Origin of the sequence: Chitinophaga sp., from assembly GCF_035538455.1 — a bacterium.
In the GTDB taxonomy this organism is placed as follows: domain Bacteria; phylum Bacteroidota; class Bacteroidia; order Chitinophagales; family Chitinophagaceae; genus Chitinophaga.
Genome location: NZ_DATLKJ010000256.1, coordinates 1 through 4,179, shown reverse-complemented (window position 1 = coordinate 4,179; position 4,179 = coordinate 1). Strand labels below are relative to the sequence as shown.

General features: G+C 44.5%; 2 protein-coding genes. Both read left to right on the top strand.

Annotated elements, in window-relative coordinates:
- Positions 1-3,156: SDR family NAD(P)-dependent oxidoreductase (locus VM802_RS29670; RefSeq protein WP_325537672.1), on the top strand; the 3,156-nt coding region annotated here is incomplete at its 5' end.
- 11 nt (positions 3,157-3,167) lie between these two features.
- Positions 3,168-4,179, top strand: a 1,012-nt coding sequence (locus VM802_RS29665) for a polyketide synthase dehydratase domain-containing protein (protein WP_325537670.1), incomplete at its 3' end; no start/stop codon positions are given.

Here is a 4,179-nt window from a genome sequence, read left to right as displayed (position 1 = left end):
GGAGCAGAACAATATACCCGTGATACAGAGGTCCGCTACCAGGAAGGAAAAAGAATGATAAAAAAAGTAGAGGCGATAACTCTACAAGATGCCAGGGAGGATCTCCGTGTTAAAGAAGGAGGCGTATATCTGATAACGGGTGGCGCCGGCGGATTAGGAAGGATCTTTGCCGGTTATATCAGCCAAACCCCGGACACACATTTGATCCTCACCGGGAGAAGTACGTTGACGAAGGAAAAAGAAGAAGGATTAGCCGCAATACCCAATATGGCGTATTTCCAATGCGATGTAAGCAATCCTGAGGAAGTAACCAACCTGATAGCTACCATTAAAACACGTTATGGAAAGCTGGATGGCATTATCCATAGCGCGGGCGTAATCCGGGATAGCTTTATCATCAATAAAACAGAAGAGGAAATAATGGAAGTCCTGCTACCCAAAATAGCGGGTGCTAAGCTTCTTGATGAAGCAACAAAGAATGATCCTCTTGATTTTATGATATTATTTTCTTCTGTAGCAGGAGTATTAGGCAACGCCGGACAAGCCGATTATGCGTCTGCCAATGCATGGTTGGATAACTACGCACATTATCGCCGGGAGGAACAAATGAAAGGAAAGCGATATGGTAAAACATTGAGTATTAACTGGCCATTGTGGAGAGCAGGCGGTATGCATATTACGGCGGAAAGTGAAGCGTATCTTGAACGACAATGGGGGATGTTGCCGCTGCCTACAGCTGAGGGTATCTGTGCTTTTGAAGCATTACTGGGGTCCGTATCAGGACAGGGCATAGTCGTTTATGGAAAAGACAGCACAATGGCAAATCTGTTTGTTACGGCATGTAAGGAAGAAAGATATACATCGTCAGTGTTCGCATTGAATGAAACCGGAAAGGATGTACTGCAGGCAGCATCTCTGAGCTACATACGGAAATTACTGGCGCGCGAATTAAAGTTACCTGAAGATAGATTTGAACCAGATGTTCCTTTTGGAAAGTATGGTGTTGATTCGGTATTAATAATCGGGTTGACAAACAGTTTGGAAGATGTATTCGGCAGGCTACCCAAAACCTTGTTTTTTGAGTACCAAACTATTGGTGAATTAGCGACCTATTTTATAGAGAAACACAATCATAAGATCAGGGAACTGACTAATCGTCCGGAAAGGATAAACATACCTGACTTAGCGGAAAGTAATTCCGTGCAACAGCCTGAGCGACGTTTTGTTACCATGCCAGCGTCAACAATGCTGCCAGTGACGGGAGATATTGCAATCATCGGCTTAGGCGGCAGGTATCCTGGAGCAAGGAATATCCATGAGTTCTGGGAGAATTTAAAAGCGGGGAAAGACTGTATCACAGAAATACCGAAGGACAGATGGAGTATTGACAATTTCTATATTAAAGAAAAAGGTAAAGATGGTAAGAGTTATAGTAAATGGGGTGGTTTCATAGATGGCGTAGATCAGTTTGATCCTTTGTTTTTTAATATCTCCCCAAGAGAAGCGGAATTGATGGATCCACAGGAACGACTGTTTTTGCAGACCGTTTGGGAAACAATAGAAGACGCCGGTTATACGAGAGAAATGCTGCAAGGGACATATGGCGGTAAATCCGGACTAGGTGGCAGGGTGGGCGTATACGCCGGCGTAATGTATGAGGAGTATCAACTGTTTGGTGCCGAGCAAACCATGAAAGGAAATCCTCTGGCTTTATGGGGTAGCCCTGCCAGTATTGCCAACCGCATATCTTATTTCTTCAATTTCCATGGACCCTGCATGACGGTAGACACTATGTGCTCTTCTTCATTAACTGCAATACACCTGGCATGCAGGGATATTCAGGCTGGGGATACAGATATGGCTATAGCCGGTGGCGTAAATGTGAGCGTACACCCCAATAAATATTTAGTGCTTAGCCAGGCAGGATTTGTATCGGATAAAGGGAGGTGTGAGAGTTTTGGTAAAGGAGGGGATGGATACGTGCCTGGCGAAGGGGTTGGTGCAGTGTTGCTGAAATCATTAAGCAAGGCAATTGCAGATGGGGATCGTATCTACGGCGTTATTAAAGGCTCCGCTATTAATCATGGCGGGAGTACCGGGGGATATACCGTTCCCAATCCTAAAGCACAATCGGCCGTCATAAAGGAAGCTATTGAGAAAGCTGGTGTAAGGGCGACAGATTTCAGTTATATAGAGGCTCATGGCACTGGTACCAGTTTGGGTGATCCGATAGAGATAGCGGGGTTAACTCAAGCATTTGAGGCAGATGGCAAACAGTATTGTAGTATTGGTTCTGTAAAATCGAACATAGGTCATTGCGAATCTGCAGCTGGTATATCAGGACTTACCAAGGTATTACTGCAACTAAAGCATAAGCAACTCGTACCGTCACTACATGCCACTGTGCTTAATCCGTATATCAATTTTGCTGATACCCCATTTAGGGTACAACGGGAGCTGGAGGAATGGATAGCTGTTGATAGCCGCCCCAGGTTGGCCGGTATCAGTAGCTTTGGCGCAGGCGGAAGTAATGCCCACATTATTATTGAAGAATACTGTAACCCGAAAGCAACCTATACTGGTTCCTTGACTGTCGTTATTTTATTGTCTGCACAGGATACAGACCGGCTGAAAGAACAGGCTCAAAACCTGAAGGATTACATAGCGGTCAACCCCGGTACAAATCTGCGTGATATTGCCTATACACTACAAACAGGAAGAGAAGCAATGGAGGAACGCCTGGCATTTATTGCGGAAGATATAAGTACGATTTCGGATAAACTGGCCAGTTATTTATGCGGAGAAAATGGTGAGGTGTTCATAGGGAATGTCAGAAAGGACAAGCGTGGCCTTTTGTTGGGAGAAAGTGAAGACAAGGATTATATAAAAAAGATGATAAAGGAAAAAGCGGTAGAGTCGCTGGCGCAGTTATGGATAAACGGTGAGCGTATTGACTGGACTTTACTTTACGAGGAAGATAGACCTGATAAAATCAGTTTACCCACCTATCCGTTTGCGAGGGAAAGATGTTGGGCCCCTGATGATGATGAAAGGCAGATGAGGAGAAATGAGCATGATGTCTTACATCCGCTATTACATTTTCTGGAAGATGAAACCATACATCCTCTTTTGCACAAAGCCGAATACAAATTGTAAATAAAAGGACAATGAAAGAACAGTTATTTACGAGTATCTATACTGGTAAGGAATCTTTTTTAGCAGATCATAAAGTACGTGGTGAGAACGTGCTCCCTGGCGCCGCTTATTTAGAATTGGCAAGGGCTGCCGGTGCGCTGGTGACAAAGAAAAAAATTACTCAGTTGAAGGATGTGAGCTGGCGGCGTCCTGTTCGCGTGAATGGTACCCCTCAGAAAGTACATACTCGTCTTTATCCGGTGGGCGAAGATATTGGTTGTGAAATTTATACGCAGAATGAAGCCGGCATAAACGTTCATTGTGAGGGGAAGTTAAGTACAGCATCGCAGACGATCCCCGGAAATTATGATCTGGCTTCCATCCGTCAACAATTACCTTGTGAAAAGGACGGGCCGGCATGTTATGATTTATTCAGGATAAAGGGACTGGATTATGGTAGTAGTTTTAGAGGGATAACCAGTATTTATTACAGCGAAACAGCATCGTTATCGTGTATAAAATTGCCTAAAGATAAAGCTTATGAGCTGAGTCCGGGTGTATTGGATAGTGCATTACAAACTTGTGCCGGACCCGGTTTTGCGAAAGAAGATCACACGCTGGTATTGCCTTACTGTGTGCGGGAAGTAAATATTTACCGGGAGCTTCCAGATGTTATCTGGTGTTATGCCAGGGTGTGCGGATCTGGTAAAAATAACGGTGGCGTTGTCGCCTATGATATTGACCTTTTAAATGCGCATGGTGAAGTGCTGCTTGGGTTTAAAGAATTAATACTGCTACCACCTGATGGAGTACTAACCACAAAACAGTTGATACCGGATAAAACGGCTTGTTTGTTTAGTAATAGCTGGGAGGATAAAAAAGCAACTCCTGTAGCAACAGTTGCGACCCAACTCCTATTGCTGGCGGGAGGCTCTGCCGATCTTGCTGATAAGCTGAAAGAAAAGCTGGCGCAGGAAGTGTTGTCGGTACCTGAAAGTGCCCCCGTTGATTATTTTGTCAAAGTGCTGGAGAAAGTAAAAGAGA